Genomic DNA, 26,175 nt, shown 5'->3' with positions numbered 1-26,175 from the left:
GGCGTCCGGGTCAGTGGACGCCCGCGCGTATCTCCTCGATGTGGCGGGCCAGCTTCTCGACGTTGCCGCAGCGGAAGACGTCCTCGACGCCGATGTCGACGGCGAGCACCTTCTTCAGGTGGGAGGCGAGCTGGACGAAGTGCAGGGAGTTGCCGCCGTTGCCGAGGAAGGCGTCGGTGGCCGAGCAGTCCTCGACGCCGATGATGTCCTTCCAGATCTGCAGCACTGCCGCTTCGAGCGGGCTGTTCATGCGGGCACCTCTTTCTAGTCGCTGGTCCACGGCGTCCGGAGCCCTGAGCGCGCTCCGGTCGGTCTTTCCGTTCACGTTGACGGGGAAGGCGTCCAGCCGGTGGAAGTCCGACGGGATCATGTAGTCCTGGAGCAGTTCCCCCAGGTGTGCGACGAGTTCGGCGTGCGAGGGGCACCGATCGCCCCGGGTGGTGAAGAACGCGACGAGGGTCTTCTGGGTGACCTCGTCGCCGAATGCCTTGACGACGGCCTGGTCGATGGCGTCGTGGGCCTTGAGGGCGAGTTCCACCGCGGTCGGCTCGACCCGGTAGCCGCGGATCTTGACCATGCTGTCCGCACGGCCCGCCAGCACGATGTCGCCCTCCGGCGTGGTACGGGCCAGGTCGCCGGTCCGGTAGAGGAGGCCGTCGCCGGGACGGGGGCCGGGAACGAACTTCCGTGCCGTCAGCTCCTCGTCGCCGACGTATCCGCGGGCCACACCGGCGCCGCCGATGCACAGCTCGCCCGTCTCGCCGGGGGCGCACGGCTCCAGCCGCTCGTCGAGGACGGCCATGGTCATCAGCGGCATGGGGCGGCCGACGGGGACGGCCTTCGTCCGCGCGAGGGAGTCGGTGGCGGTCACCGGGTGGACGGCCACCAGGGAGGAGCCCTCGGTACAGCCGTAGCAGTTGTAGATCCGGGCGCCGGTCTCGCGGGCGGCCCTCGCGAGGTGGCGGGGCGAGGGGAAGTCGCCGCTGATCGTGATCACCCGCAGGCGGCGCAGGCTCTCGATCTCGTGGTCGACCAGCAGGTTGAACAGGCCGCACGGCAGGCTGAGGAAGGTCACCCCGTGTTCCTCGATGACGTCCCGCAACTCCGGCAGGGTCGGCAGTCCCGGCGGCAGGACGACGAGCTTGGCGCCGTGCAGCAGGCTCTGCCAGATCTCGATGGTCGAGGCCGCGAACGAGAAGGCGGCCTGCTGCACGAAGCAGTCCTGCTCGTCGATGCGCAGTTCCTCGCTGGGAACGGCGAGACGGGCCAGGCCGCGGTGCGGGATCCCGACGCCCTTGGGCCTGCCGGTGGAGCCGGAGGTGAACATGATGAACGCCGTGCTCTCCGCGTCCCCCGCGGTCTCCGGGTCGCCGTCGGCCAGGGATTCGGCCCGCTCCATGACCTCGGCGGCGCGCAGCCCGGGGATGTGGTCGCCGAAGACGGCCGGGTCCCACTCCCCCTGGTGGACGACCAGGCGCACCGAGGCGGTGTCGAGGACGTCCTTGATCACGCGCTCGGGGTGGGCGGGGTTCAGCGGGACGACGCACCCCCCGGCCTTCAGGACGGCGAGCATCATCACGTAGAGCTCGACCGAGCGGTTCAGGTGGAGGCCGACCGGGGTGCCCTGGCCCACTTCCCCCTGCCGCAGCGATCGGGCAGCCTTGTTGGCGAGGGAATTGAGCTCGGCGTACGAAATGTGTTCCCCGCGGTGCACCAGCGCGGTGCGCGCGCCGAACCTCGCCGCCGTCTTCTCGAAGAGCCGGGGAAGAGTGAGGTCGGCCGGTAAGCCGGGGGATGTGAGGCTGGACATGCCTCGTGTTCCTTTCCGCGCAGCCCTGGACGCTCCTGGAGAACGCAGGGGAGAAGGCAGTGAATTCGGCCGCCCGAAGGTTCGCTCCGGTATCCGGCACGACCAAACTGATTTCCTATCGGAAACCACTATCGGATGAGCGAACCGCCGCTGTCAAGTCTTCATAGGACAACCGGCCACCGCGCGTGAGCAGCTCGAACGCGAACTGCGACGCCTCCCGCCCCATGGCCAGGCCGATGTCCTCGAACCATTCCAGGCTGGCCTGCGCGGCCCGCTGCACCGCCGCGACGGCGGGTCCGCGCCGCCGCTCGTACGCGACGAGCGCGGCCTTCGGCGAACCGCCGCCGGGCCCGAGGCAGCCGTGGTCCCGGAGCAGGCCCGCCAGCACCCGGGCGTCCTCCATGGCGAGGCCGGTGCCCGAGCCTATGGAGAAGTGCGTCGTGTGGGCGGCGTCCCCGAGCAGCACCAGATTCCCCTGGTGCCAGCGGCGGTTGCGGACCACCGTGAACGTCCGCCACCGGGACCGGTTGCCGGTGAGCCGGTGCCCGTCCAGGGCGTCGGCGAAGATCTCCTCCAGCCGCTCGACGGCGAACCGGTCGCTTCCGTCGGGGGTCAGGCCGGCGGTCGGCGCGTCGAGCCCCGCGGCCCGCCAGGCATGCTCGTCGGCCTCCACGATGAAGGTGCTCAGCTCCGCACTGAAGGGATAGGCGTGGCCGTGCAGGGCCCCGGGGCCGCTCTCGGCGACGAGGAAGGTCAGCGCGTCGAAGGGCTTGTCGACGGCGAGCCAGATGTAGCGGGAGGCGCGGGTGTCGAGCGAGGTCCCGAAGGCGTCGGAACGGGCGGCCCGGACGGCCGAGTTGGCCCCGTCCGCCGCGACGACCAGGTCGTACTCGGCCAGCAGCCGCTCCACCGGAGGGGCCTGCTCGCCGAAGCGGAGCGCGACACCCGCCCCTGCGCAGCGTTGGTACAGCAGCCGCAGCAGCTCCTTGCGGCCGATGGCCGTGAACCCGTGCCCCGTGCTGCGCACCACCTCGCCCCGGTGGCGCACGGCGATGTCCGACCAGCGCGCGGCCCGCGCCGCCATCGCCTCGTACAGGGCGGGATCGGCCTCCTTGATGCCGAGAAGCGTCCCGTCCGAGAACACCACGCCGAATCCGAAGGTGTCACCCACACGGTTGCGCTCCCAGACGACCACCTCGCCCGCCGGGTCGAACTGCTTGGCCCATGCCGCGAGGTAGAGGCCGCCGGGCCCCCCTCCGACCACCGCGATCCGCACGATTCCTCCCTGGGTCGTTGTGAGCCGGCGATCCGGACCGGCGCGGGGGCCGCATGGCGCGCCCACCCCTCGCCGTAGGCCCGGACGCGTCCGGACCCGAACGGGACCGCATGGTCACCGGCACGCTCCGACGCTAGCATGTAATTTCCATTCGGAAACCATAAAGCTTCGGATGACATGTCTGGAACACGATGCTCTTTCGAGGAGAATCCGCGCATGGCCCGAACCCAACCGTCCACCGGACCGGCCGGCTCCCCCACCGCCGCAGAAATCGTCGGCCAATTGCTCGACGCCCCCGAGACCCCCGCTTTCGCACTGCTGCGGCGCACCGATCCGGAAACCGGGAAACCCGGCCCGGTCGAATTGCTGCTCGGCCGGATGACCCGGGCCGACCGGATATCCGGCATTCCGCTGCCCGGCAAGGACGTCACCGGCCCCGGCACCCTGGCGCTCGTCCCCTTCCGGCAGATCCGCGAACGCGGCCTCGCGTGCCACGACGACGCGACCCCCCTCCAGGTGCTGGAGGCCGAGCGGGTGCACCGGTTCGGCACGGAGGAGTTGCTGGCCGCGCTGCCGGACGCGCCGGTCACCCTGGCCGGCGCCGGGTTCGATCTCGACGACGACGCGTACGCGGCCGTCGTCGACCGCGTCGTGCGCGAGGAGATCGCCCGCGGCACCGGCGCCAACTTCGTGATCCGCCGGGACTTCACCGGTCGGCTGGACGGCTACGGGCCGCAGGTGGCGCTCACGCTGTTCCGCAGACTTCTCACCGGGGAGTCCGGCGCCTACTGGACCTTCTGCGTCCACACCGGCGCCGGGGAAGGGGCCGGCGCGGGACGCACCCTCGTGGGCGCGAGCCCCGAGGCCCATGTGCGGGTCCGGGGCGACGAGGCGGTGCTGAACCCGATCAGCGGCACCTACCGCTATCCGGCGACCGGCCCGGAACCGGACGGACTGCTCGCGTTCCTGGAGGACGCCAAGGAGACCGACGAGTTGTACATGGTGGTCGACGAGGAACTGAAGATGCTCTGCGCGGTCGCGGACCGGGACGTCCGGGTGCGCGGCCCCTTCCTCCGCGAGATGGCCCATCTGGCGCACACCGAGTTCGAGATCGGCGGACGCGGGGTGCGGGACGCGCGGGAGGCGCTGTCGCGCACCATGTTCGCCGCGACCGTCACCGGCAGCCCGCTGGAAAGTGCCTGCCGGGTGATCCGTCGCTACGAGCCGAGCGGCCGCGGCTACTACGCCGGGGCGCTCGCGCTCTTCGGGAACGACGCCGACGGCTCCCCCTGGCTGGACTCCCCCATCCTGATCCGCACCATGGACATCGCCTCCGACGGGGCGCTGCGGATGTCCGTGGGCGCGACGCTGGTGCGCGACTCCGATCCGTACGCCGAGGCCGCCGAGACCCGGGCCAAGCTCGCCGCCGTACTGGGCGCGCTGGGCGGCCCGGACCGGCGCGCGGCGGCGGCCGGGCCCCGGGTGCCGTTGTCGTCGCCGCGCGCGCTCAAGTGCCTGGCCGCCCGGCGCGAAAACCTCGCCCCCTTCTGGCTGGAGCCCGGGGACGGAACACGGCCGGACCCGTCGGGGGACATCCCGGGGGACGGCGTCCTGGTGGTCGACGCCGAGGACGACTTCACCGCCATGCTGGCCCACCTGCTGCGCAACTCCGGGCTGCCGACCGCCGTGCACCGCTACGACGGCCCCGGCCTGGAACGCGCGCTCGCCGCACACCGCGGACCCGTGGTGCTGGGCCCCGGGCCCGGGGACCCCGGCGACACCGGCGACCGCCGCGTGGCACGGCTCCGCGGCCTGTCCCGAAGGCTGCTGGCCGACGCGCGCACCGGCGGGAACCCGGTCCTCGGTATCTGTCTCGGCTTCCAACTGATCTCCTCCTGCCTGGGGTTGACCGTCGCCCGCGGCGAGCGGCCCCGGCAGGGGACACAACGCACGGTCGATGTGTTCGGCAGCCCGGCGACCGTCGGCTTCTACAACTCCTTCCGCGTGCACGCCCGGGGCGGCCCGGCCGAGGTCCTGCGCCGGGCCGGGGTCGAGCTCTGCCGGGAGCCGGGCACGGACGAGGTGATCGCGCTGCGCGGCCCCGGCATCGCGGGGGTGCAGTTCCATCCGGAGTCCGTCCTCAGCCGCTCCGGGGCCGGGCTGTTCCTGGGCCTGATGCGGGACGCGTCCCGCGAGCGGACGGTGTAGACCACCGCGCGGCACCGCGGGGGCCGCCCCTGACCGGGGCGGCCCCCGCACCCATGAGCGAGCCGGTTATGCTTGCATCATTTCCATCCGGAAACCAAGTAGGGGTGCATCGGACATCACAGCGGCCCCGGCCCACCGCGCCCGCCTCAGAAGGAGCTCACCGATGACGGACACAGACGCCGTCCACGCACCGCTCGGCCCGCCCTCCGAGCTGGAGGACGCGCTGTCCCATCTGCAGTGCGTCCTGGTCGCCCGGCGCACCGCGACCAACCCCGAGGGCATCAACTGGCAGCAGTACGACGTCCTGGAGATGCTCCGCATCCGCGGTGCGATGAACCCCTCGCGGCTCAGCGAGTCCCTGGGGGTGTCGCGGCAGACCGCGTCCAAGGCGCTGCGCGTCCTGAAGGACCTGGAGCTGATCCAGCAGGCCGCACTCGGTGAGGACAAGCGGGAGCACACGACGTCGCTCACGCCGAAGGGGCACGCCTTTCTCGCCAGTGCGGCGCGCAGCCGGCACGAGAACGTCCGGGCCGCCATGGAGGTGCTCTCGCCCGGCGAGCAAGCCATGTTCACCGAGATGTGCCAGAAGGTCGCCGACTCGATCGACACCCTGCTGCACTGAGCGCCGCCCTCCCGTGGGCGCCGGTGGGCCGGGGTGCGTCAGGGGCGACGGTGCGGCCGCCCGCCGTTGGGCGTGCCGTTCGCGTCCGGCTGCGGACGGCGTCTCCCCGCGGACGGTCGTCATGAGGGCGCGGACGGCCGTCATGAGGGCGTGGCCGTCCTCTCGCCCTGCCGGACGGCGCGCTGCTGCCAGTGCGCGGCGACGGCCACCGCCTGCATCAGATTGAGCCGGGGGTCGCACAGGGTCCGGTACCGCGGGCCGCGCACCGGAGTGATTCCGGCACCCGCGCATTCGGCGATGTCCAGGGGCGACGCCTCCACGTGCAGTCCGGCGCACCTGCCGCCGTGATCGGAGACGATCGACAGGAACCAGCGGATCTCGTCCATGACGGCATCGAGGTGACGGACTTTCAGGCCGGTCCGGTCCTGGACGGTGTTGCCGTGCATCGGGTCGCACATCCACAGCACGGGATGGCCGGCCCCCCGCACTGCGCGGACCAGGGCGCCCAGCCCTTCGATCTGCGTCGCGCCGAAGCGGGCGATGAGGGTCAGCCTGCCGGGGCTGCGCTCCGGGTCGAGGAGCGCGCACAGCCGCAGCACCTCGGGGACGGTCGTGCGCGGGCCCACCTTGCACGCCACGGGGTTCTCCAGGCGCGCCAGCAGCCGTACGTGCGCGCCGTCGGCCTGCCGGGTGCGTTCGCCGATCCAGGGCCAGTGCGTGGAGGCGAGGTAGCGTCCCCCGCCGCCGGTCGGCCGCACCAGCGGCGCCTCGTAGTCGAGGAGCAGGGCCTCGTGGCCGGTCCACACCCGCTCCAGGGGTGCGGCGCCGGTGCCCCGGCCGATGGTGTCGAGCGAGCGGAGGACCTCGCGCGCGGCCCGGTAGCCGCCGATCATCCGGCCGGGGTCGGCGCGCCGTGCCCGGTGGGTCGGCTCCGGCCCGTTGACCATGGGGCCCCGGTAGACCGGCACGCTGCCGCCGACGACGCATTCGTACGCCTGCGACCTGGGCTTGGCGAACTGTCCCGCCAGCCGGCCGGCCTTCACCACCGGCCGTCCCGCGCCCACTCTCATGATGTCGCCGAGGACGTCCAGCATCCCGGCCTTGGGCGCGACGTCGGCGACCGAGCACTCGGCGGGGTCCTCGGCGCAGTCGCCGGCCATCAACACGCACAGCTCGCCCTCGGCCGCCCGCGCCAGCAGGCCGCCGAGTTGCCGCACGTCGTCCCACCGCACCAGCGGTGCGCTTCCGGCCAGGGTCGCCCGGACCGCCTTCACCCGTGCCGGGTCCGGCCAGTCGGGCTGTTGGGCCGCCGGCAGGCCCCGGATCGGAGCCAGATCGATGTCCCCCACGTCGGGGCCGGCCACTGACGTACCGTCGTTCACTGGTCATCTCCCGGGATGCCCCGGCTCTCGGGCCGGGGAGCAGCGGATTCTCGGATCGGGGCCGCGGTGCGGCCGACGGTGCTTCGGGCGCGCTGTACGGGGGCGCGGGACGCGGGGCCGGGCGCCGTCCGCGGGGCACGTCGCGTCGCGGGCGTTCGCCCGCCCGGCCCCGGGGCAAGCGCAGCGGCCGGGGCCGCCTCCGGCGGGGGCGAGGTCGCACGGGAACAGGGGGCCGCCGGGCCCGGTCGCCGACCGGTGGAAGCGGTCCCGGGGGGGGCCGATCGGCGGATGCGGGACGGGTCAGTCGAGCTCGCCCGTCTCCCGGAAGTACTCGATCATCCGGGTCACGGCCGCGACGTCGATGGCCGGGAACTCCATGCCCAGGCTTCGCAGCGACCGTGCGGTCGCCTCGTTCGCATAGGTGTTCTCGCCGAGTTCCAGCGCGCCTTCCTGGAACAGCGGGACGGCCGCGGCGAGCGCGTTCGTGGCGCCGGACGCCGCCGCCCGTTCCAGTGCGGCGAACCACGCGTCGCCCGGAACCGCCTCCAGCGGGTACCCGGCCTTCCTGATCGCCTCGTGCACGACGTGGAAGTCCGCGCCCTCGGGGTGGAACAGGTGGTACGTGGGGTGGTCCTCCTGCCGGGAGAGCAGCACCAGCGCGCGGCTGACGAAGTCCACCGGCAGCAGGTCGGTGCGCAGTTCGTGGGCGGGCGGTGCCGAGCCCAGTTGCACGAAGCTCTTGATCTGCCGCCACAGGAAGTCGTCCGGCTGGCAGGCGCCGGTGGTGCTGTCCCCGGCGATCCGGCCCATCCGGTAGACGGTGACCGGGAGTCCGAGGCGCCGGGCCGCGTGGGCCTGCTGCTCGGCGACCCATTTGCTCTGGGTGTAGCCGATGCCGAGGTGTTCGGCGTCCTGGGGGACGCTGGTCTCGGAGATCACGCCCTGGTTCTCCGCGCGGGAGAACACCGCGATGGTGGAGGCGTAGTGCAGGGGCTTGGGCGTGCCGTCGGCGCAGAAGGCCAGCATCTCGGCCATGCCGTCGACGTTGGTCGCGCGCACCGACGCGTAGGGCGCCATGAAGTTGATGTGCGCGGCCGCGTGGTAGACCGCTCCGACCGTGCCGGAGAGGGCGGCGTACGCCGGTGTGTCCAGGCCCATGCCCCGCCGGGCGAGATCGCCGCAGACGGGCACCACCCGGGGGTCGTCGACCGCGTGGGTCAGGCGGTAGCGGCGGGCGGTGTCCGCCAGTCGTCGCCGGGCCCGCTCGGGGTTCTCCGCCCTGACCAGGCAGTGCACCCGGGCCCGGGTGTGCGCCAGCAGGTCGCGCAGCAGGTAGGCGCCGAGGAAGCCGGTGGCGCCGGTCAGCAGGACGTCGTGGGCGCCCGCCGTGGTGCGGGGCCCGTACCCCCGGTCCGTGGTCCGTGTCCCGCGGGTGGTGAGGTTGTCCGGCAGCCGTACGTCGGCGCGCAGGTCGGGGGCCGTGGCCTCGGGGCGGGGCCCGCCCGTCGGGGCGGTGAGGGCGTCGACGCGGGCCGCCATGCCCGCGACGGTGGGGTTGTCGAGCAGGGCGCGCAGCTCGATGTCCACCGCGAATTCCGTCCTCAGCCGTACCGCCAGCCGGACGGCCAGGATGGAGTGGCCGCCCAGGGCGAAGAAGTCGTCGTGCGCGCCGATCGTGCCGGTTGCGAGGAGTTCGCGCCAGTGGCGTGCGATCTCGCGTTCGGTCGGGGTGCTGAGCGGTGTGGTGTCCGCCGCCTCGGCGGTGTCGGGCCGGAAGAGGGCCGGCAGGGCCTTGCGGTCGATCTTTCCGCTGGGGGCGGTGGGGATCCGGTCCAGCAGGACGTAGTGCGAGGGAACCATGTAGTCGGGGAGCAACGGGCGCAGCAGGCGCCGCAGTTCGCCGCTGTCGATCCGTTCGCGCACGGCGAGGAAGGCGACGAGCCGCTTGTCGCCGTCGTCGAACCGGACGGCGACGACGGCCGAGGCGTCCACCGGGTCGAGGCCGTTGAGCGCGGCTTCGACCTCGGACGGTTCGATGCGGTAGCCCCGGACCTTCAGCTGGGCGTCGGTCCGGCCCAGGTATTCGAAGTCCCCGTCGGTGTTGATCCGCACCAGGTCGCCCGTCCGGTACAGCACTCCCTTGCGGTTCGGGACCGCCGAGGCGAGGGGATGGGCGAGGAAGCGCCGCGCGGTCTCCTCGGGAAGGTTGTTGTAGCCCGGGGAGATCAGGCCGCCGAGGTGCAGTTCGCCGGGGATGCCGGGAGGTACCAGGTGTCCGTTCGCGTCCAGGACCAACATGCTGAAGCCGGGTACGGGCCGACCGATGGCGGCCGTCTCCCCCCAGCGCGCCGGGTCGCGGTCCAGCCGGTGCACGGACACCACATGGCTCTCGGACGGGCCGTACATGTTCCACAGCCGTGCCCGGGGGTGGGCCGTGAAGAACTCCCTGATCTGCGGGGAGACCACGAGCTGTTCGCCGGTGGAGACGACTTCCTCCAGCGCCTCCAGCCGGGTTCCGGTGGCGATCGCCACGGCGGCGAGCTGCTGGAGCGCGATGTAGGGGAAGTAGGCGCGGGCGATGTCCTCACGGGCCATGAACGCGCAGAGCCGGTGCAGGTCCTTCTGGAGCTCCTCCGGTATGAGGGCGAGGGTGCCCCCGGCGCAGAGCGTGCCGAGGATCTCCTGCGCCGACACGTCGAAGGAGAGGCTCATGTACTGGAGGGTGCGTGCCCCGGCCCCCACCGCGGTGATGGCCATCTGGTGCTCGACGAGGTTGGAGATCGTGGCGTCGTCGAGGACGACCCCCTTGGGGGCGCCGGTGGAGCCGGAGGTGTAGATGACGTAGATCTCGTCGTGGGGTTCCTTGACGGGGCCCGGGTCGGTCGCGGGGAAGGCGGCGACGCTCTCGCGTTCCCGGTCCACGACCAGCAGTTCGTGGGTGCCGGGGAGCCGGTCGCGCAGCGCCGCCTCGGTGAGGACCAGTTCGGCGCCGGAGTCCCGGAGCGCGTACGCGATGCGGTCCGGCGGGTAGGAGGGGTCGATCGGTACGTAGGCGGCGCCGGACTTGAGCGTTCCGAGCAGCGCGACGATCATGTCCGTCGACCGTCCGAGGAAGATGCCGACGCGGCTTTTGGCCGCGATGCCCCGGGATCTGAGGCAGTGGGCGAGCCGGTTGGCGCGCTGCTCCAGCTCCCGGTAGGTCAGCGACTCGCCGTCCCGGACGACCGCCTCGGCGTCGGGGGTCCGTTCCGCCTGGCGGCGGAAGTGGTCCATGACGGGGCACGGCCCGTCTCCCTCCCGGCGGCGCGAGAACGCCTCCACCGTCGCCCGCTCCTGCTCCGGGGAGAGCAGCCGGATGTCCGCGAGCCGCGCTCCGGGGGTGTGGACGAACTGGTCGAGGATGTGCAGGAAGCGCCGTCCCATCGCCTCGGCGGTGGCGCGTTCGAAGAGGCTCGTGTCGTACTCGAAGGTGCCGCTGAGCCCTCCGGAGCCGTTGCGGTCCGCCTCGATGATCAGGGAGAGGTCGTACTTGGCACTGCGGCTTCCGTACAGTTCCGTCTGCATGTCGAGGCCGAGGCGCGTGAAGATCTCCGGGTCGCTCTGCGGCATGACGAACATCGTCTGGAAGACGGGCGGGTGGACGGTGCTGCGTCCCGGCTGCACGCGTTCGATGATCTTTCCCACGGGTACGTGCTTGTACTGGAGGGAGTCGATGACCTCGTCCCTGACCGCCGCGTGGAGTTCGCCCAGCGTCATCCGGTCGTCGAGCGCGTGGCGGAACACGATCACGTTGACGAGGTAGCCGATCACCCCCTGCGCCTCGGCGGTGTCGCGCAGCGACGCCGGGCTGCCGATGAGGATGTCCTGCTGGCGGGCGTACTTGTACAGGAAGACCGCGTAGGCCGAGAGCAGCAGCATGAAGAGGGTCACGCCCTCCTCGGCGGTGCGCTTGAGCAGGGCGTCGGCCAGGGGCGCCGGCACGTGGAACCGTGCGACGTCGCCCTCCTGGGTCCGCGGCGTGGTGCGGGGCTTGTCCAGGGGAAGGTCCAGCAGGGAGAGCGGGGAGGCGAGTTTGCCCTCCCAGTACCCCAGCATCCGTTCGAGCGATTCCGGATCCAGCCGCTCCCGCTGGCGGCGGGAGAAGTCCTGGTACTGCGCCGGCGGGGGGCCGGCGGTGATCTCGCGGCCGTCCCGCAGGTTCACGTAGTCGGTGAACCACTCGTCCAGGAGGATGCCGGCGGACGTGGCGTCGAAGACGATGTGGTGCACGTTGCACAGGACGCGGGTGCGCCCGGTCCCGTCGGTCACGCACACCACCCTGAGCAGCGGTCCGGACGCCAGGTCGAAGGGCGGGTCCATGACGTCACGCAGGACGCGTTCGTACTCCTGCTCGTCCGCGGTCTCCCTGACCCCGAACGCGAACCGCGGCTCCGGCGAGATCTTCTGCACGAGCTCGCCGTCGACCATGAGGAACGTGGTGCGCAGGGCCTCGTGCCGTGCCACGGTGTTGCGGAGGCTCCGCTCCAGGAGCGGGGGTTCGACGGCGAACCCCGCCTCCAGCACGATCGGCGCGTTGTAGATCGACGGGTTCGGGGAGGACTGGTCGATGTACCAGAATCCGGCCTGCCCGAAGGAGGCCGGCGGTGGTCTCATCAGCGTTTCGCCGACCACCCTCGTCACGGTGGTGGTCGAGGAGCCGTCGCGCCGTTGCCGCAGGTCCTCGACCCATCGGGCGAGACCGGCGACGGTCCGGTGCTCGACGATCGTCTCCGGCGCGATGCCGATGCCCAGGACGTCACGGATGGCCGAGGCGAATTCGGCGAGGTGACCGGTGTGGCCGTCCGGCGTCATGAGGAGTGCCGTTGCGGAGTGGTTCCTGAGTCCGGTGACGCTCTCCCACGTCTGCACCAGGACCGATTCCAAAGGGCTCTGCATGCTCACCGCTTTCCGCACCATCGCGTGGCGCAGCAACGCCAACTGGTTTCCCTATGACAATCAGATTGGTTGGTGCGTCCTCGCGCTGTCAAGAAAAACAGACCACGCACGCTGTTCCCGGAGGGCGCCCTCGCGCAGCCCGGACGGCGCCCTCCGCGCGGGCGTTCGCACGGGGGCGTGACGGGGCGGAACGGGGGGGCTGCGCGTACGGCCGGGTTACTCGCACGCTTCCCGGGACCGCCGCACCTCCTGCGCGAAGAGCAGCCACTCCTGGGAACACTGCTGGGCCACCTGGGCCACCACGTCGCTGCAGTGCAGGGGGACGGATCCCGCCAGCCGCCGCCAGGTCTCGTCGTCGATGGCGTGCGTGCTCAGCAACTGCAGCAGGGAACGGCCCAGTTCGGACTGGCGGAGCGCGGGATCCTTGCGCAGGCTGACCAGCGCGGACAGCTTGTCGGCGCCGCGGGCCGGCGTCCCCGGGCCCACGCGCCGCGCGTCCGTCGCGACGGGCCCCTCCGCGGCTCCCCCGACCCGTACCGCGATCGTTCGCGTGCCCGTCCCCTGTGCCGGTGGCCTGTTCCGCAGCCGCTGCGGAACGGGGTCGCGCCCTTCGCGTATCCGGTCCCGCACGTCCTTGGCCGTGGAGAGGGCGATCCCGGCCTGAGCGGCGATGTCGCGCAGCGAGGCGTGCGGCTGCTCGGCGATGACCCGTACGGCGGCTTCGCGGCCGGCGGCGGCGTCGAGCGGGCGCACCCGCCCGTCCGCCCCCGTCCGGGCGTTCGACTGTCCACTCTGCCCGGTCGAACGGCGTCGCAGGGCGGCGACGGTACCCGGAGCGACACCGGTCACGCCCGCGATCCTGCGGTCCGACCAGCGGGAGTGGCTCTCGACGATGCGGGCGGCCGCGGCCGTCCGGTCGTCCCCCGAGAGCGGCAGCCCGTGCCGGGAGTTGAGCTGCACGGCCAGGACGAAGACGTCCTGGGGGGTGCCCTCGACGAACCGGGCCGCTATCCTCCGCTGCCCCCTCAGCACCGCGGCGCGCAGCCGGTGGACGCCGTCGACCACGTGCATCGTGGGCCGGTGCACCACGATGGGAGGCAGGGCCGCCCCCGACTCGGCCAGCGCGCGGGCGTGCCCGATGTCCTCGCCGGCCACCCGGGGCGACTGACCGAGCACCAGGTCCTCCACGGACACCAGCTCGACGCGAAGGCCTTCGATCTCGCCTGTCTGCACAGGGCATGCCGCTCTGTCGGCCAGCACATCGGACATGGGAGGAGTGCCTCTCTGCGTTCGGCGGACACGAGGGGACACGGTCCGGGGCGGCACCGCCCCCGTCGTTCCCGGCGTCCGCGAGCCACCTGTGTGCAGACCGGCGGACAAAACGCAGCAACACGGCCGCTGACACGCATGGTCGACGATGGGCCTGCCGCCGACAAGGGCCCCCGGGCGACTTTCAGCCATACACCCGCCCGTGCCGGGTACGAAATCGCGCCAACCCGGAACCCGCCCCACGACGCCCTCCGCCGTACGAGCGCCCTGGCCACGGGCACATGCCGGAGTTCACCGCCCGCGTGTCGCGCCGACGCCTGCCTTCGGCCACCTCGCGGCCGGGGCGGCGCGTCGCCGCGCACCGGTCGGTGTGCGCCCGGCGCACACCGGCTCGTACCAACCGGGTCAGCGCCCACGCCGGGGCGTTCGCCCTCCTACCTGCACCACCACGTCGGCGCCGGCACCCCCGCGTCCCGTCCTCCCCGGCGTACGCGGCGGCCTCCGGGCCACGCGGCGGGGCGGCCGCGGCCGGTGGTGCGCGGGGCCGGGCCCGCCGCCGGTGGCCGGTGTGGCGCAGAAGAGCTGTCCGACCCCGTCGCGGTCGGCGGATATCGGCCGTGGAGCGCGACGGCCGGTCGCCCCGGAGCCGGTCCGGCCCAGGGGTCTACACCACGTCCGGCACCGGAGGGGGTGCGGTGTCCCGCTCCGGGCGGCCGATGAGCACGGCGCCCCGGAAGCGGTCCGGCGAGATCACCGACATGGCGTCGAGCGAGAGATCCGGTACGGGCAGCAGGTGGGCGTCGACCCAGGTGTCCCCCGCGGCGGTGTGGGTCCACGGGTCCTCGATCACCAGGGCGCCCGGTACCGCGCCGTGGCACAGCACCCAGTGGGGTACGTCGAACCCCTGCATGGCGGCGAGCGAGACCAGGAGCAGCACGTGTTCCCGGCGCTCCAGCGCGCCGCGGACCATGGCCATGGACAGGGGGCGCGGGTCGACCGGGACACCGGTCCGTCCGGCCTCCGCGCGGGAAGCCCGCTGGAGCACCGCGCGCCACTCCTGCTCGTCCTCCGGATACTGGTCGAGCAGGACGGGTCGTTCCGTGTCGAGGTGGACGGTGACCGGGGACGACGGCCGGGCCCGGCGCACGGCCACGCCCAGTCCGACGGGTTCGCACGCGGGGAAGTTCGTCGCGTCGCGCCACAGCGTCAACTCCGCCTGCCGGTCGAACGATTCCAGCGGCAGTTCCCCCGCGTGCGCCTGCGCGACCAGGGCGGTGACGGCGCCGCAGGTGAAGTGTGTCGTCTGTCCGTAGTACGGGGGCTCGCTCACGCCGTCTCCGTGCAGCCAGCGCACATGGCCGGTGCCGGGCCCGCTCTCCCGCGTCGTCGGGGTGAGCGGAGCGCCCAGCGGGGCGAAGCCGAGGGCGGCGGCGTCCTCGGGACGCACCGTCCACCCTTCCCACTTGACCTGTGCGAGCCCCTGGCGGCGTGCGTGGGAGACCACGGCCCCGACGGCTGTCGGCACGTCACCGACGGCGTCGACGATCTTCAGGTAGGACGTGTGCGGGCGGGACGTGACGAGCGCGGCGGCGGCCCAGTCACCGCCGTCGCCCGTGACGGCCACGAGGTGCGGGGCATGGGCGGAGCGATCGGCCGCTCGCCAGCGTTCGAGCACCTCGTGGGGGGCGAGCCGGTTCAGCGGGGCGGGCGGCGCGGCGGGGTCGAACGGTACGACGGTGTTCATCACGGACGTGTCCTGGTGGGGTGGCATTCCGGCGTTCCTCGGCGGGTCGGAAGGGGGCGGGGGCTTGGGGAGCACCGGAGCGGCGTCCCCACGAGGGAGCGGGGACGCCGTGTCCGGTGTCAGGCGCGGGACTTCCGGAGCACCCAGATGAAGTACGGGGCCCCGACCAGGGAGACCATCAGGCCCGCGGGCATCTGGGCGGGCGCGACGAGTGTGCGCCCGAGGGTGTCGGCCACGCAGACCAGCACCGCGCCGAACAGCATGGCGACCGGGATCACCCGGCCGTGCCGGGCGCCCACCAGCGACCGGGCGAGGTGCGGGGCGACGAGGCCCACGAAACCGACGACGCCCACGGCGATCACGCTGAGCGCGGCGAGCACCGCGGCGATCCCCAGGGCGGCGAAGCGGGTGCGTTCCGGGCTGACGCCGACCACGCGCGGGGTGTCCTCGTCGACGGCGAGCAGGTCGAGCCTGCGCCGCATCGCGAGCAGCACGGGGAGCGCGAGCGCCAGCGCCACCGCGACCGGGACGACGTCGGACAGTACGCGCCCGTAGGTCGTACCGGAGAGCCAGGTGAAGATCCGGGGGGTGTCCCACGGGTCGGCGCGCAGCAGGAGGAAGGTGGTGATGGAGCTGAGGCCGTACCCGCAGCCGATGCCGATCAGCACGAACCGGTCGGGCAGGAAGCCGCCCCGCCAGGCCAGCAGGGCGATCAGGGCGAACGTGGCGAGACCCGTCGCCACGGCGGCGGCGACGAGCAACGGCTGTCCGCCCGACAGGCCCGATGTGGCGATGCTCGCTGCTCCCAGCCCGGCTCCCGCGGTGATACCGAGGACGCCCGGCTCGGCCAACGGGTTGCGGACCGCGCCCTGGACGACGCATCCGGACAGTCCGAGCGCCGCGCCGGCGAGCACCGCCGCGACCACGCGCGGGACCCGGTCGTCGAGCGCCTGGCCGATCAGATCGGGGGCGGCTCCCCGCGCCCAGAGCGCGAGGTCCCCCGTCCGCAGCCAGAGGCTGCCCGCGAGGGTCGCCACGAGGACCGCCGCGACCAGGAGCACCACCGCGCCGAGCAGGACGAGGAGGAACGACCGGCGCGACCGGGTGGCGATCCGAGCGCGCGGCGGCTGCCGGAGCCCGCCCGTGTCACGGAGGCGGAGGGCGAGGACCACGATCACGACGGCGCCGAGCAGCGCGGTCGGTACGCCCGTGGGGATGGCGGCGGCCTCCCCGGCCCCCTGCACCGCGCGCAGCGACGCGTCCGCGAGCAGGATGAGCAGCGCGCCGAGCAACCCGGACGCCGGCACCATCAGCAGATGCCTGCGCAGCGCCCGGACCCGTCCCGCCAGCAGACGGGCCAGGACCGGGGCGCCGAGTCCGACGAAGGCGATCGGCCCCGCGAGCGTCACCGACGTACTGGTCAGGACGACCGCGCAGAGCACCGCGGTCACCCGGGTGCCGCGGATCGGTACGCCGAGGGAGGACGCGGCGTCGTCCCCGAGGCCCATCACGTCGAGCTTCCGGGACAGCGCCAGGGCGACGCACAGCACCAGGGCCACGAGGGGGAAGGCGCGTACCGACGCGTCGATGTTCAGCTGCGCGAGCGAGCCGCTGCCCCAGGCGAAGAGGCCGGTCGTGTTCTTCTCGAACAGGATGAGCAGCATCGCGGTCGCCGAGTCCAGGGCCATCGCCATTGCCGATCCGGCGAGGATGAGGCGGGTGCCCGTGGTGCCCGCGGCCCGGCCCGCGAGGGCCAGTACGAGCGCCGCCGCGAGCAGTCCGCCGGCGAAGGCGACGGCGCCCGACGCCCACAGCGGGACGGTGAGGCCGAAGGCCGCGACCAGCGTGAGTGTGAAGTAGGCGCCGGCCGTGACCGCGAGGGTGTCGGGGGAGGCGAGCGCGTTGCGGGTGACGGACTGCAGCAGCGCACCGGCGGCGCCGAGGGCGAAGCCGACCGCCACGCCCGCGAGGAGGCGGGGCAGGCGCGAGCCGGTGAAGATCTCGCCGACCGGCGCCCCGGCGGTGTCGTCCCGGTCCCCGGCGGCGTACCGCACCAGGTCCCAGACGCCCACCCCGGACGTCCCCTGCGTCAGGTGCCACATGCCCACCACGGCGACCCCGACGAGGAGGAGCGCCAGGACGCCCACCCCGGCGGAGCCGCGGCCGTGCTCGGCACGCGGCTCCGCCGGGCCACCGCTCCGGCCGGTGCGCGGCTCCGCCGGTCCCGGGCCGGGGGCCGGTGTCGGCGGTGTGCTCACCTCGTGCGGTGCGCTCACTTCTTGTCGAGGACGTCGACGTACGCGTCGATCGCCTGCTCGCAGGAGCGCGGACCGCCCGCGCCCCACACCCGCGCCGGGAACGCGTGCGCGCGGCCTTCCTTCACGGCCGGGAGCGACTTCCAGATCGGGTTCTTCTCCAGCGCGGCGACGTATCCGCCCGCCCCTTCGTCGTTGGCGTAGAAGAGGTTGGCCTTCCCGACGGCGGTGAGGCCCTCGGCATCGGTCTGCGCGAGGCCGTACGAGGGGTCGACTCCCCCGTTGCCGTGGGCCTTGTTGACGTCGTCGGTCCACGCGGGGGTCATGCCGAGCTCTTCGCCTATCGCGGTGAACAGGGCGCCCTTGCCGTAGGGGCGGACGGTGAGGTTGCCGCCCTGGAGCCATCCGTCGAAGAACAGGAAGTCCTTGGTGGGCAGACCGGCGGCCGAGACCTGCTTCTTGGCCGCGGCGAGGTGCTCGTCGAACTCCCGGAGCACCTGGTCGGCCCGCTCGGTGCGTCCTGTCGCCTTGCCGATCATGCTGAACACGTTCTGCATGTTCTTGATCGGGTCGGCCGGATCCGCCCCCAGCGTGGCCAGCACCGGCACGCCCCGCTTCTCCAGCTTCTTGATGATCTCGTCGTCGGCCTTGAACGCCTCCACGACGACGAGGTCGGGCTTGGCCGCGAAGAGGGTGTCGAGGTCGGGCTCCTCACGGGTGCCGATGTCCTTCACCCCGGCCGGCAGCTTCTCCGCGCTCACCCAGGTGCTGTACCCCTTCGCGTCGGAGACCGCGACGGGGGGCAGGCAGAGGGTGAGCGCGTCCTCGATCTGCTGCCATTCCAGGACCGCGATCCGCTTCGCGGGCTTGTCGAGCTTCACCTGTCGGCCGACGCCGTCCTTGAAGGACACCGGCTTCGTCGACGTCGTCGTGGTGTCCCCGGCACAGTCCTTCGACGAGGGCGACGCGCCACCGCCGGCGGCCGTCGTCTTCTCGACACTGGTCGTGCCGCAGGCCGTTGCGGTGAGGACGACGACGAGCCCTGTGGCAGCTGCTGCCGCCAGGCGACGGGCACGGTTCATTGCAGATCCTCTTTCTGGTGGTTCGGTGGAACCTGATGGTTCGGTGGAACGGTTTCCGGCTGTGTCCGGATTTTTCGGGCCGCTGTTCCCAGCCGCGGTCACGGCTGTTCCCGGCGGTTCCCAGCGGTTTCTAGCGATGCTCAGGGGCAGCCGGCGCGCTCCGGGCGCCGTGGCGCCCGAGCGGGTCCACGCGGACGCGGCCCGTGCGGGGGTCGACCGTGACCTCGACGCGGATGTCGTAGACCTCGCCGATGTTCTCCTCGGTGAGGACGTCGGCGGGCGCGCCCGCCGCGTGCACACGGCCGGAGCGCATGAGGACCAGCGTGTCCGCGACGCGGGAGGCGTGGTCCAGGTCGTGGAGCACGATGCCCACCGCGACGCCGTGCTCCTCGACGAGGTCGCGCACGAGGTCGAGCGTCTCGATCTGATAGCGCAGGTCCAGGTGGTTCGTCGGCTCGTCGAGCAGCACGACACCGGTGTCCTGGGCCAGACAGGCGGCGAGCCAGACCCGCTGCATCTCCCCGCCGGAGAGTTCCCCCGCGGGCCGGTCGGACATGTCCCGCACCCCGGTGACGTCCATGGCGTTGTCGACCGCGCCGCGGTCCTCGGCGGACAGACCGGCGAAGCCGCGCCGGTACGGGTGGCGTCCGAACGCCACGACCTCCGAGACCGTCAGCCCCTGCGGCGCGGGCCTCGACTGGGAGAACAGGGTGACCTCGCGGGCGAACTGCCGTGCGCTGAGCAGGGCCGCCGCACGCTCGGCGGGTCCGTCGTGGGCCCCGAGCGTCACCCGGCCGCCGGCCACCGGGTGCAGCCGGGCGAGGGAGCGCAGGAGCGTGGACTTCCCGCTCCCGTTGGGTCCCACCAGAGCGGTCGCGCGACCGGGCTCCAGGGTCAGCGAGACGCCGTGGACGACGGGGGTCCTGTCGTACCGCAGCACCAGGTCGTGACCGTGCAGGGCGGTGGGCGGCGCGGCGGGGTCGACGGCATGCCGGACGGCGCGCCGGGCAGAGCTTGTGAACATCGATGGGTCCGGGTGACTGGAGGGGCAACGGCTGCGGCACCCTCCGTCCGGACGTCGCCGACCGGGCCGCGGACTCCCGGCGTCCGGAACGACCGTACGCGTCGAGCAACAACCAAGGGTTACCTAACTAAGGGAAGGCTATCCTCCGTTTGTCATGTCGACAATCAGGAGTTCTGGACACCCGATACGGCATTCCGGACACCGTCCGCGGCGGCGTCGGCCCCGTCGGCGAAGAACGCGCCCGGCGTGGTGCCCATGACCCGGCGGAACGCGGCGATGAACGTACTGGGCTGCGCGTAGCCGAGCGTCTCGGAGACGGTCTGCACATCGAGCCCCTCGGAGAGCAGCGTCAGCGCTCGGTGGGTGCGCAGCATCTGGCGCCACTGCGCGAAGGAGAGCCCGGTCGTGTGGCGGAACGCGCGGGCGATCGTGCGGTCGCTGATCCCCAGCGTGCGCGCCCACCCGTCCAGCGAACGGCAGTCGGCGGGGTCGTCGAGCAGGGCTTCGGCGATCGCGTCGATCCGGGGATCGCCGGGCAGTTGCAGGGCGAACCGGTGCTCCGAAGGCCGGAGCACGTCGAACACCACCGCCTCCGCCCGCGCCCTGGCCCCGGCGTCGAGGTCCGTGCGGGCCAGATGGGTCAGCAGGGACTCCAGCACCGGGGTCATGGTGATCGCCGTCGGCCCTTCGAAGGCGAACGGTGTGCGTTCGGGGGCGAAGAAGGCGTCATGGAACTCCACCCCCGCCGTCGTCCGGCCCCGGTGCACCACTCCGGCCGGCATCCACAGCCCGTACCCCTCGGAGACGGTGAAGACGCAGTCCGCCACCCGGGACGTCAGGGTTCCCCCGCGCACCCAGACGAGCTCGTGCAGCTGATGCGAGTGCGGCGCCCACTCCGTGGGGACGGAAGGCACCTGTGATTCGGCGAGGATGACGAAGGGGCCCGCCGCCTGCGCCGGAAGGGCCGCGGCGCGGCGCAGCACGGTGCTCGATTCGCGACGCCACATCCCGGGGCTCGCGCCATTACGGGACGATTCGGCCATACGGGGGAGTGTATCCAGCGTGACGGGCGACTCCGTACGCCCCCGGGGGCCGCCTGCGCGCCCCGGGGGTGAAGCGCCGTTCCTTACCACGTCTTGAACGCAGAGCAGTCGAGAAACTCCGGCCGGAGAGTTAGTTTGGGACAAGCAACCAAATATCTGCTCCTCCTTGTCGAGGTGCCCATGACTGCGAAGTCCGCGCCATCGCGTACGGCCCGCCGCAGGCCCCGGGCCGCGGCCGGTACCCCCGGCCCCCACTACAAGTGGATCGTGCTGTCCAACACCACGCTCGGTGTGCTGATGGCCACGATCAACGGGTCGATCATGCTGATCGCCCTGCCCGACATCTTCCGCGGCATCGGGATCGACCCGCTGGAGCCGGGGAACACGAGCCTGCTGCTGTGGCTGATCATGGGGTATCTGGTGGTCACCGCCGTGCTCGTGGTCAGCTTCGGCCGGATGGGGGACATCTACGGCCGGGTCCGTATGTACAACGCGGGCTTCGCGGTCTTCAGTGTGTTCTCGGTGCTGTTGTCGGTGACGTGGATGCACGGCACGGCCGCCGCGCTCTGGCTGATCCTGATGCGGGTGGCCCAGGGCGTCGGCGGCGCGATGCTGATGGCCAACTCCAACGCGATCATCACCGACGCGTTCCCGGCGGACCAGCGCGGACTCGCCCTGGGCCTGAACCAGGTCGCGGGGATCGCGGGCTCGTTCATGGGCCTGGTGCTCGGCGGGCTGCTCGCTCCGGTCGAGTGGCGGCTGGTGTTCCTGGTGTCGGTGCCGTTCGGGGTGTTCGGTACGTTCTGGGCGTACCGGAAGCTGCGCGACACCGGCATCCGGCGGCCCGCCCGGCTGGACTGGTGGGGCAATCTCACCTTCGCCGTCGGGCTGATCTCGGTGCTCGTGGGCATCACCTACGGCATCCAGCCCTACCGGGGGCACACCATGGGCTGGACCAATCCCGTGGTGCTGGCCGCCCTGATCGGCGGGGTGGCCGTGCTGGTGGTCTTCGGGATCGTGGAGACCAGGGTCGCCGAGCCGATGTTCCGGATGAGCCTGTTCCGTATCAGGGCGTTCACCGCCGGGAACCTCGCGAGCCTGCTGTCCGGGATGGGACGCGGCGGACTGATGTTCATCCTGATCATCTGGCTCCAGGGCATCTGGCTGCCCCGGCACGGGTACAGCTTCGAGCAGACCCCGCTGTGGGCGGGGATCTACATGCTGCCGCTCACCCTCGGCTTCCTCGTCGCCGGGCCGGTCTCGGGGTGGCTGTCCGACCGCTTCGGGGCGCGGCCGTTCGCGACCGGCGGCATGCTCGTGGCGGCGGGCAGCTTCGTGCTCCTGGCGCTCCTGCCGGTCGATTTCCACTACGGGACCTTCGCGGCGATCCTGCTGCTCAACGGGATCGGCATGGGGCTGTTCGCCTCCCCCAACCGGGCGGGGATCATGAACAGCCTGCCCGCCGACCAGCGCGGCGTCGGCGGCGGCATGAGCACCACCTTCCAGAACTCGGCGATGGTGCTGTCGATCGGGGTCTTCTTCAGCCTGATGATCCTCGGCCTGGCCTCCAGCCTGCCGCACGCCCTGTCCAGCGGTCTGACCGCCCAGGGGGTCTCCGCCGCGGACGCGGACCGGCTCGCGGCCCTGCCGCCGGTCTCGGTGCTGTTCGCCTCGCTGCTGGGCTACAACCCGCTCCAGACGCTGCTGGGCCCCGCCGCTCTGGCCCATCTGCCGGCCGGTCACGCCGCCTACCTCACCGGCCGCGGCTTCTTCCCCGCCCTGATCTCCGGCCCGTTCGCGACGGGCCTGACCACCGCGTTCGCGTTCGCCATCGTCGCCTGCCTCGTCGCGGCCGTCGCCTCCTGGCTGCGGGGCGGCAAGTACGTGCACACCGACCGGCCGGTGGTCGTCGGCGGCACCGCCCCCGCCCCCGAGGCTCCCGAGCCGTTGCCCGCCCCGGCCGGCACCGGCCGCCCGGGACCGGTCGTCATGGCCTGCGCCCCGCGACCGGCCGGGCCGGGCGACGGACGGCCCCGCCCCGCCCCGGACGCGGCGCCCGGCGCGTACACCCTGGTCGTCACCGCACCCGGCTACCGCCCGGCCGTGTACACGATGACGGCCGACGGCGACCGCCCGGACGCCGCCGCCCCGACGAACGGGCACATCACCGGGCTGGTCCACGGCCCCGGACCGGACAGCCCGCTGCCCGGAGCGGCCCTGCGGGCGGTCGGCCCCCAGGGCACGGTGCTGGCCTACGCCCTCACCGGCGACGACGGCCGGTTCCGGCTGCCCGGACTGCCGCCCGGCCTCCTGCCCGCGCACGCGGACGACGCCCCGCGGGGCGTCCAGGACCGGCCGGACGCTCCGGCCCTGCGCCTGGAACTGGACGGGACCGGGTCATGAACGCCCCGCGGCCGCAGGTGCCCGGCGGTCCGACCCGGCCGCCGGACGGCGACGAGACGGCGGCCCGGCTGCGGACGGCCGTCCTGCGCCTGGCCCACGGGCTGCGGGCGCCGGCCGAACGCCACGACCTGACCCCGAGCCGGCTGACCGCGCTGGGCGTCCTGTCCACGCACGAGCCGCTGCGGCTCGGCGACCTGGCCCGCGGCATGGGCATCAGCATGCCCACCGCCTCCCGGCTGGTCGACGTCCTGGTGACCGCCGGGCTCGTGGACCGCGGCCCCGACCCGCACGACCAGCGCGCCTGTCTGCTCGCCCTCGCCCCGGCCGGCACCGCCGTCCTGGACAGCGTGCGCCGCGAGAGCCTCCAGGGCCTGGCCGCCCAGGTGGCGGCGCTGTCCGAGGACCAGCTGGCGGTGCTCGCCGCCGCCGTGCCCCTGCTGGACTCGCTGGCGCGGCGACTGGCCCCCGGAGAGCTGCCGGGCCATGAAATCGCCGCGCGCCCCGGCGCCCGGCCGCGCCGCACCTCCCCGGCCCCGCCCCCGTCGAAGACGGCCTGAGGGCGGAGCCGGTGGGCCGTCGTCCGGACGGCGGGCGGTTCCGGCGGTCACGGTGCCGGCGTCGGCAGCACGACGACCATCCGGGTGCCGGGGTGGTTGTCCTCGACATGGGTGCTGCCGTGGTGGGCGGTGACGATGTCACGGACGATGGCGAGGCCGAGACCGCTGCCTCCGGTGTCCCGGGCCCGCGCGTCGTCCAGGCGGGTGAACCGCCCGAAGACGCGCTCGCGGTCGGCCTCGGGGATGCCGGGGCCGTCGTCGGCGACCACCAGCCGGATGGTGCGGGGCCCCGTCCGGAGGCTGATGTCGATGCGGGTCGCGGCATGGCTCAGCGCGTTGTCGAGAAGGTTGCGCACGACGCGGGCGAGGGCGTCCGCGTCGCCGTTCAGGCGTGCCGCGCCGACGGCGTGCTGGTCGATGACGAGGGGAGTGCGGCTGCGGGCCTCGCGCACCTCGGTGAAGACGATCTCGTCCAGGTCCACGGGCCGCGTCCGCAGCCGGGGCCGGGCGTCGAGCCGGGCGAGCTGGAGGAGGTCGTCGACGAGATGGTTGAGCCGCTCGGTCTCGCGGAGCAGCTCGGGAACGAGGGCCGGCCAGCGGACGGACTCCGGGTGCCGGTCGGCGACTTCGAGGCGGGTGTGCAGGGTGCTGAGCGGGCTGCGCAGTTCATGGGCGGCGTCGGCGATGAACCGCCGCTGGCGCCGGGTGGCGGCGTCCAGACGGCCGAGCAGGTCGTTGAAGGTCACGGCCAGCCTGCCGAGCGCGTCCTTGGCGGGGGGCACGTCGAGGCGGCGGCTCAGGTCGGACGCGGTGATCTCGGCGGTCTGGGCGCGCATGGCGTCCACGGGGCGCAGCGCGCGTCCGGTGAACAGCCACACCATCGCGGTGAGCAGGGCGGCCACCGCCGGTACGCCGGTGGCCAGGGCCACGGTCAGCTGGGCCAGCCCGCGGTCGACGCTCTCGGTGGGCAGGGCCACGTACACGGTCACGGGGTGGTGGGGCGTGCCCGCCGGGATGCCCACGGCGCGCCAGGTCCCGTAGTCGTGTTCGGGGATGTCGTGGACGGTGTGGACGCGCGGGGCCCCGGACCGGCTCGCCGGGAAGGTGAACGCCCGTGGCCTGCCGCGCAGATTGGCCGAGGCGGCGACCACCTTCCCGTGGCTGTCGACGATCTGCACGGCGGCCTCCGCGTGCGAGGTGGCCGGTACTTCCGCGGTGATCCTGCTGTTGTCCACGTCCGCGGCCACGACCTGGGCGCGTTGCAGGACGGTCTGGTCGAGGCCGTTGATGAGGCTGGCGTGCAGCCAGGCGACGAGCAGGAAAGCGGCTCCGGCCAGTCCGGCGGCCATCACCAGGGCCGCGGCGGCGGTCAGTCGCAGCCGCAGGGACCGGCGGGCCCACCAGGAGCGCACGTCCGCGGCCATCACTCAGCCCGCGGTGCTGTGGAGCCGGTACCCGGCACCGCGCACGGTCTCGATGGTGCGGCGGTCGAACGGGGTGTCGATCTTGCGCCGGAGATAACCGACGTACACCTCGACGATGTTGGTGTCGCCGTCGAAGTGCTCGTCCCACACATGGGTGAGGATGTCGGTCTTGCTGATCACCTCGTCGGCGTGCCTGAGCAGGTACTCCAGGAGAGCGAACTCCCTCGCCGTCAGGCTGATGTCGTGCTCTCCGCGGCGGCAGTGGTGGCCCGCGGGGTCCACGGTGAGGTCGTCGGCGGTGAGCACGGCGGGCCGGGCGGGCGCGCCCCGGCGCAGCAGCGCCCTGAGATGGGCGACGAGCACCACGTAGGAGAAGGGTTTGCTCAGATAGTCGTCGGCGCCGAGGTCGAGGGCGTCCGCCTCGTCGTACTCGCCGTCCTTCGCCGTGAGCATCAGCACCGGCGTCCAGATCCTGGCCGCCCTCAGCCGCTTGAGGACTTCGTACCCGGACAGTCCGGGCAGCATGATGTCCAGCACGATGACGTCGTAGGGCTCGTGCAGCGCCCGCCACAGACCTTCGGTCCCGTCGAGCGCGATGTCGGCGACGAAACCCTCCGCGGCGAGTCCGTCCGCGATCGCGTCGGCGAGTGCGGGCTCGTCCTCGGTGATCAGCATCCTCATGGTGACCTCTTCGTCCACCATAGCCCGCGGCGGGAATCGCCGTTTCCTGAAGGGACGCTGAGGAAGGGACCGGCTCTCAGTCTCTTCTCAGTGCCCCGGCCGCAGCCTGGAGGTGTCGATCGAAGAAGGACGGACGAGGAGAGGGACGATGAGAGACCTCGCAGACGGACGCAGGAACAGGGACGAGAACGTCCGGGAGCGCACCCGGGACGACGGCCTTCGCGACCGCCGCGACCCGCGGACGAGCGACGGACGTCGGGACGGAAGGCGCCCCGAGGGACGACGGGAGGCGGAGAGCGACGAACGGGAGCGCCTGACCCGCGCCGCGCGCGTCGCCGAGCAGCCACTTCGCTGAACGGCGGTGCGAACGGCCACTGATATCGCAGGACGCACGTCGGCCGGCCCGGCACCCGGGCCGGCCCCCGGGCGTCACCCCCCGGCGTCGAACGGCGCGGTCGGC

Annotated in this window: 17 protein-coding genes; 5 read left to right on the top strand and 12 right to left on the bottom strand. The window is 72.8% G+C overall.

Annotated elements, in window-relative coordinates:
- Positions 1 to 10: 10 nt before the first annotated feature.
- Together ACFVFH_RS22600 and ACFVFH_RS22595 are read right to left on the bottom strand one after the other, a co-directional pair.
- A complete protein-coding gene (locus ACFVFH_RS22600) occupies positions 11 to 1,810 on the bottom strand; it encodes an amino acid adenylation domain-containing protein (RefSeq protein WP_383771598.1) in 1,800 nt (599 codons plus the stop codon).
- 115 nt (positions 1,811 to 1,925) lie between these two features.
- Entirely contained in the window at positions 1,926 to 3,086 is a 1,161-nt protein-coding gene (locus ACFVFH_RS22595; RefSeq protein ID WP_383771596.1) for an FAD-dependent monooxygenase, read from the bottom strand.
- Between the two features lie 216 nt (positions 3,087 to 3,302).
- On the opposite strand from ACFVFH_RS22595, the gene ACFVFH_RS22590 reads away from it, so the two are divergent.
- Positions 3,303 to 5,294 (top strand): anthranilate synthase family protein, encoded by a 1,992-nt coding sequence (locus ACFVFH_RS22590; protein ID WP_383771594.1) that lies wholly within the window; start codon positions 3,303 to 3,305, stop codon positions 5,292 to 5,294.
- Between the two features lie 163 nt (positions 5,295 to 5,457).
- Positions 5,458 to 5,916, top strand: a complete 459-nt coding sequence (locus tag ACFVFH_RS22585; protein WP_383771592.1) for a MarR family winged helix-turn-helix transcriptional regulator — start codon at positions 5,458 to 5,460, stop codon at positions 5,914 to 5,916.
- A 140-nt stretch (positions 5,917 to 6,056) separates the two neighbouring features.
- Here ACFVFH_RS22585 and ACFVFH_RS22580 read toward each other — a convergent pair whose 3' ends face one another.
- The 8 genes from ACFVFH_RS22580 to ACFVFH_RS22545 all read right to left on the bottom strand — a co-directional run bounded on the left by ACFVFH_RS22580 (position 6,057) and on the right by ACFVFH_RS22545 (position 20,614).
- Positions 6,057 to 7,280 (bottom strand): 3-deoxy-7-phosphoheptulonate synthase, encoded by a 1,224-nt coding sequence (locus ACFVFH_RS22580; RefSeq protein WP_383771590.1) that lies wholly within the window; start codon positions 7,278 to 7,280, stop codon positions 6,057 to 6,059.
- Positions 7,281 to 7,598: 318 nt separating this feature from the next.
- Positions 7,599 to 12,233: an amino acid adenylation domain-containing protein gene (locus tag ACFVFH_RS22575; RefSeq protein WP_383772112.1), complete on the bottom strand. Its 4,635-nt coding sequence runs from the start codon at positions 12,231 to 12,233 to the stop codon at positions 7,599 to 7,601.
- Positions 12,234 to 12,449: 216 nt separating this feature from the next.
- Positions 12,450 to 13,466 (bottom strand): ParB/RepB/Spo0J family partition protein, encoded by a 1,017-nt coding sequence (locus ACFVFH_RS22570; RefSeq protein ID WP_383771588.1) that lies wholly within the window; start codon positions 13,464 to 13,466, stop codon positions 12,450 to 12,452.
- Between the two features lie 700 nt (positions 13,467 to 14,166).
- Complete coding sequence (locus tag ACFVFH_RS22565) at positions 14,167 to 15,273, bottom strand: peptidase C39 family protein (protein ID WP_383771586.1); 1,107 nt, start codon at positions 15,271 to 15,273, stop codon at positions 14,167 to 14,169.
- 92 nt (positions 15,274 to 15,365) lie between these two features.
- Positions 15,366 to 17,504, bottom strand: a complete 2,139-nt coding sequence (locus ACFVFH_RS22560; protein ID WP_383772110.1) for an iron ABC transporter permease — start codon at positions 17,502 to 17,504, stop codon at positions 15,366 to 15,368.
- A gap of 14 nt (positions 17,505 to 17,518) precedes the next feature.
- Positions 17,519 to 18,583, bottom strand: a complete 1,065-nt coding sequence (locus ACFVFH_RS22555) for an iron-siderophore ABC transporter substrate-binding protein (protein ID WP_383771584.1) — start codon at positions 18,581 to 18,583, stop codon at positions 17,519 to 17,521.
- A 130-nt stretch (positions 18,584 to 18,713) separates the two neighbouring features.
- Entirely contained in the window at positions 18,714 to 19,607 is an 894-nt protein-coding gene (locus ACFVFH_RS22550; protein ID WP_383771582.1) for an ABC transporter ATP-binding protein, read from the bottom strand.
- A gap of 164 nt (positions 19,608 to 19,771) precedes the next feature.
- Positions 19,772 to 20,614 (bottom strand): helix-turn-helix domain-containing protein, encoded by an 843-nt coding sequence (locus ACFVFH_RS22545; protein WP_383772108.1) that lies wholly within the window; start codon positions 20,612 to 20,614, stop codon positions 19,772 to 19,774.
- 216 nt (positions 20,615 to 20,830) lie between these two features.
- Between ACFVFH_RS22545 and ACFVFH_RS22540 the strand changes: the two genes are divergently transcribed.
- Together ACFVFH_RS22540 and ACFVFH_RS22535 are read left to right on the top strand one after the other, a co-directional pair.
- Positions 20,831 to 23,053: an MFS transporter gene (locus ACFVFH_RS22540; RefSeq protein WP_383771580.1), complete on the top strand. Its 2,223-nt coding sequence runs from the start codon at positions 20,831 to 20,833 to the stop codon at positions 23,051 to 23,053.
- Positions 23,050 to 23,610, top strand: coding sequence for a MarR family winged helix-turn-helix transcriptional regulator (locus tag ACFVFH_RS22535; protein ID WP_383771578.1), 561 nt, complete (start codon positions 23,050 to 23,052; stop codon positions 23,608 to 23,610). The genes ACFVFH_RS22540 and ACFVFH_RS22535 overlap by 4 nt, the downstream gene beginning before the upstream one ends.
- A gap of 47 nt (positions 23,611 to 23,657) precedes the next feature.
- Here the strand turns inward: ACFVFH_RS22535 and ACFVFH_RS22530 are convergent, their stop codons facing one another.
- Both ACFVFH_RS22530 and ACFVFH_RS22525 read right to left on the bottom strand, forming a co-directional pair.
- Positions 23,658 to 25,034, bottom strand: coding sequence for an ATP-binding protein (locus ACFVFH_RS22530; RefSeq protein WP_383771576.1), 1,377 nt, complete (start codon positions 25,032 to 25,034; stop codon positions 23,658 to 23,660).
- Between the two features lie 3 nt (positions 25,035 to 25,037).
- Positions 25,038 to 25,715, bottom strand: coding sequence for a winged helix-turn-helix domain-containing protein (locus ACFVFH_RS22525; protein WP_383771574.1), 678 nt, complete (start codon positions 25,713 to 25,715; stop codon positions 25,038 to 25,040).
- 148 nt (positions 25,716 to 25,863) lie between these two features.
- Between ACFVFH_RS22525 and ACFVFH_RS22520 the strand changes: the two genes are divergently transcribed.
- Entirely contained in the window at positions 25,864 to 26,070 is a 207-nt protein-coding gene (locus ACFVFH_RS22520; RefSeq protein WP_383771572.1) for a hypothetical protein, read from the top strand.
- Positions 26,071 to 26,175: the final 105 nt, after the last annotated feature.

It is taken from the genome of Streptomyces sp. NPDC057697, assembly GCF_042799335.1.
In the GTDB taxonomy this organism is placed as follows: domain Bacteria; phylum Actinomycetota; class Actinomycetes; order Streptomycetales; family Streptomycetaceae; genus Streptomyces.
Note: the sequence above shows the minus strand (reverse complement) of the source record. Positions and strands in the feature narration are given on the sequence as shown.